This is a genomic window from Longimicrobium sp., from assembly GCF_036387355.1.
Taxonomy (GTDB): domain Bacteria; phylum Gemmatimonadota; class Gemmatimonadetes; order Longimicrobiales; family Longimicrobiaceae; genus Longimicrobium.
In genome coordinates this window covers 1-3,600 of record NZ_DASVTX010000100.1, presented here as the reverse complement: position 1 = coordinate 3,600, position 3,600 = coordinate 1, and the positions used below count along the sequence as shown (strand labels likewise).

2 protein-coding genes are annotated in these 3,600 nt (G+C 68.0%); both read left to right on the top strand.

The features are described 5' to 3' along the window. Positions 1-981 precede the first annotated feature (981 nt). A complete protein-coding gene (locus tag VF665_RS04750) occupies positions 982-2,577 on the top strand; it encodes a class I adenylate-forming enzyme family protein (RefSeq protein WP_331052266.1) in 1,596 nt (531 codons plus the stop codon). 185 nt (positions 2,578-2,762) lie between these two features. Then, positions 2,763-3,600 (top strand): NYN domain-containing protein (locus tag VF665_RS04745; protein WP_331052265.1); only part of this gene is annotated, 838 nt, incomplete at its 3' end.

Below are 3,600 nucleotides of genomic sequence, written 5' to 3'. Positions count from 1 at the left end.
CGGCAGGGGGACGACAGGGAATAGGGAATAGGGAATAGGGAATAGGGAATAGGGAATAGGAACAGCGGGACGGGGTACGCGCTCCAGGTTCGGTGCGGGTGCGCCGGGCGGCTGAAGCCGCGGCAACCACGGCGCAAAGTCCGCCTGCGCGGACTGCGGCGGCTGCATCGGCGCGCGGAACGATTTTTGGCGCGGCCGCCTGTCCAGAGCGAATGAATTCGCCGCTGGAAAAGCACGAAGTCCGCCGACGCGGACTGCGGCGGCGGCCTCGGCGTGTGGGTGTCTACCATCAGGCACGCCAACGAGTTGTCATCCTGAGGAGGCGCCACCCAGAGCGGCCGCCGCGCGCCGAACCGTGGCGCCGACGAAGGATCTGCTCTTCGCCCGCTCCAACCCCGCTGCCCGCGCGGAAACGACGCACGCGATGTGTACGCGGTTGAAGCCTCGATCGTGGACGCGACAGCGGCCATGAGTCGGGGCTTGCCGCTGTCTGAGCGGCGGATTCATCCGCTCAGGAGCGCCGCGGGTGGCGCAACCCCGTCCGTGCGCTCCGCGGGGTGCCGCGCGGCGGCGGACGGCCCCTTCCCCGGCCCCTCCCCGTGCAAACAGACGCACGGAGAGGGGAGAACTGCAGATCGGTGCGCTTCGGAGACTGCCGTACATTCCGAAACGACCGCTTTCACCGACCATCTTCCCGGGGTCGCGGGAGAAAGGGAGACCTCAGCGCGAGGGCAGCGGACCGCGCCGAACCCATCGCCCGCGCAGGAGCAGCCTCACAGCCCTACCGTGAGGCTTCCAGCCGTTTGTTGCGGCGGCTTCAGCCGCTCCGCCGTCCCTCACTCTCGTACTTTCGTACTTTCGTACTTTCGTACTGTCCTTCCTCCGCCCTCCCGCCCTCCCGTTCCCCCGAATTTGACGCCCTCCCGGCCCCCCGTTATGTTTGCGCTCGGAACAGGCCCGAGCACCCGGACGAGAGGTTACATGACGCTACGCGACCGCTTTCGTGGTCTCACGCTCGCGGACAGCCTGGAGCTGCGCGTGCGGGAGAACCCGCGGCGGCCATTCGTTGCGTTCGGCGACCGGCGGCTCTCGTACGCCCAGGTGGACGCGCAGGCAGCCGCCCTGGCCGCGGCGCTCCACGAACTGGGCATCGAAGCCGGCGACCGCATCGCCCTCACCCTTCCCAACTGGCCCGAGTTCGTGGTCGCGACCTTCGCGGCCGCCAAGCTCGGCGCCGTCGTCGTACCCCTGAATCCCCGGTTCACCAACCCGGAGCTGCAGTACATGCTGCGGCACTCCGAGTCCGTCGTGGTCGTCACGGCGGAAAACTGGGAGGGCGTCGACTACCTGGCCCGTTTTGAACAGTTCCTGGGCGTGCTCCCCGACCTGCAGTACGTGGTGTCGGTGGGCGAAGAGGACCTGTGGTACGACGACCGGATCCACCAGTTCGAGGACCTGGTCAGCAGCGGCGAGGGGCGGGAATATCCCCGCTTCCAGGGCGGGGCCGACGCGCTGTTCGCCATCCTGTACACCTCGGGCACCATGGGCAAGCCCAAGGGGGTGGCGCTCACGCACGAGAACCTGATGGCCAACGCGTCGCTCTCGGCCGACGCCATCGGGCTGCGCGAGGACGACGTGGTGTTCGGCGTCAACACGCTGTTCAACGCGTTCGGCATCGGCACGGGGATGCTGGGCACCATGGCCGCCGGGGCCACGCTGGTGCTGCAGGAAGGCGGCGACGCGGGCACCGCGCTGGAGATCGTGGAGCGCGAGCGGGTTTCGGTGTTCCACGGCGTTCCCACCAGCTTCATCCTGGCGCTCAACCACCCGGACCGCGCCAGCCACGACCTGGGCTCACTGCGCACCGGCGTGGTGGCCGGCGCACCCGTGCAGGAAGAGCTGGCGCACCGCATTCGCCGCGAGTTTCTTCCCGGCGTGCGGGTGGGGTACGGCATGACGGAAACCGGCAACATGGTGTCGGTCATGCGCCCCGACGATCCGGAAGGCAAGCAGGTGGCCACCGTGGGCCGCCCGCTTCCCGAAACGGAGGTGCGGGTCATTGACGTGGACGGCTCCGTGCTCCCCGAGGAATCGGTGGGCGAGGTGGCCATCCGCGGCCCCGGCGTCATGCAGGGGTACTACCGGCAGCCGGGCGAGACCGCGCAGGTCTTTACGCCCGACGGCTTCTTCCTCACCGGCGACCTGGGGATGGTGGACGAGGAAGGGTTCCTCCACCTCATCGGGCGCCGCAAGGAAATGATCATCCGCGGCGGGTTCAACGTGTACCCCCGCGAGGTGGAGGACCGTCTGCACGCCCACCCGGCGGTGCTGGACGTGGCGGTGGTGGGGCTCCCGCACGAAATCCTGGGCGAGGCCGCGTGCGCGTGCATCGTCCCGGTAGAGGGGGCCATCGTCACCGGCGAGGAAATTCGCGACTTCTGCCGCGAAGTGCTGGCGGACTACAAGGTCCCCGACCTGGTCCGCTTTCTGGACGGCTTCCCCATGACGGGAAGCGGCAAGGTTCGCCGTGTGGAGCTCTCGCGCATGATCAGCGCCGAGGAGAGCAGCCGACGGTGACAACGATTCGATGGCGAGGCTCCTCCGGCTGTCGGCGGACGGCGCGGCGCGCATGAGTGCGGATGGCGAACAAACTCGCGGGACACGGTCCCGGGTTTGCTTTGCCGTCCGCACTTCGCGCTTTTCGCGCCCTGCCCGAAGCGCAGGGGCTTCGTCGGTACTGAACTGACGGACTGAGAAAACGAATGAACAACATCGCGCCCCGGGGCTTTCAGGGCCCCACGCTCAGCAGCGGCCGCAGCGCCGCCCTGCTGATCGACTTCGACAACGTGACCATGAACGTCCGCAGCGACCTGGGCAAGGAGCTCAACGGTCTGCTCAACTCGGACGTGTTCCGCGGCAAGATCGCCGTGCGCCGCGCCTACGCCGACTGGCGCCGCTACCCCAGCTCCGTCGTGCCCATGACGGAAGCGTCCATCGACCTGATCTTTGCCCCCGCGTACGGCACCAGCAAGAAGAACGCGACGGACCTGCGCATGGCGGTGGACGCCATCGAGCTGGCCTTCATGCGGCCGGAGATCGGCACCTTCATTCTGCTCACCGGCGACTCCGACTTCTCGAGCTGCGTCATGAAGCTCAAGGAGTACGGCAAGTACGTGATCGGCGTGGGGATGCGCGAAAGCGCCAGCGACCTGCTCATCCAGAACTGCGACGAGTACTACAGCTACCACAACCTGTCGGGCCTCACCCGCGCCGTGGAAGACAGCGGCGTGCGCGAAGACCCGTGGGAGCTGGTGGCCAAGGCCGCGCAGCAGATGATCCGCAACCGCGACGTCATGCGGGTGGACCGCCTCAAGCAGGTGATGCTGGACCTGGACCCGGGGTTCAACGAAAAGAACATCGGCTACAGCAAGTTCAGCAAGTTCATCACCGAGGCCCAGGGCCGCGGCCTGGTGCGGCTGCGCAAGGACAACCAGGGGCAGTGGGAGATCGTCCCCGGCGAGCCCTCGCCCATGGACGAGGTGTACACCGAGGAGCCGCGCCGCGAGCGCGAGGGCGGCTTCCGCGACCGGGACCGCGGCC

Coding starts and splice junctions, on each gene's coding strand:
- VF665_RS04750 (WP_331052266.1), top strand. CDS start 982: ATGACGCTACGCGACCGCTTTCGTGGTCTCACGCTCGCGGACAGCCTG.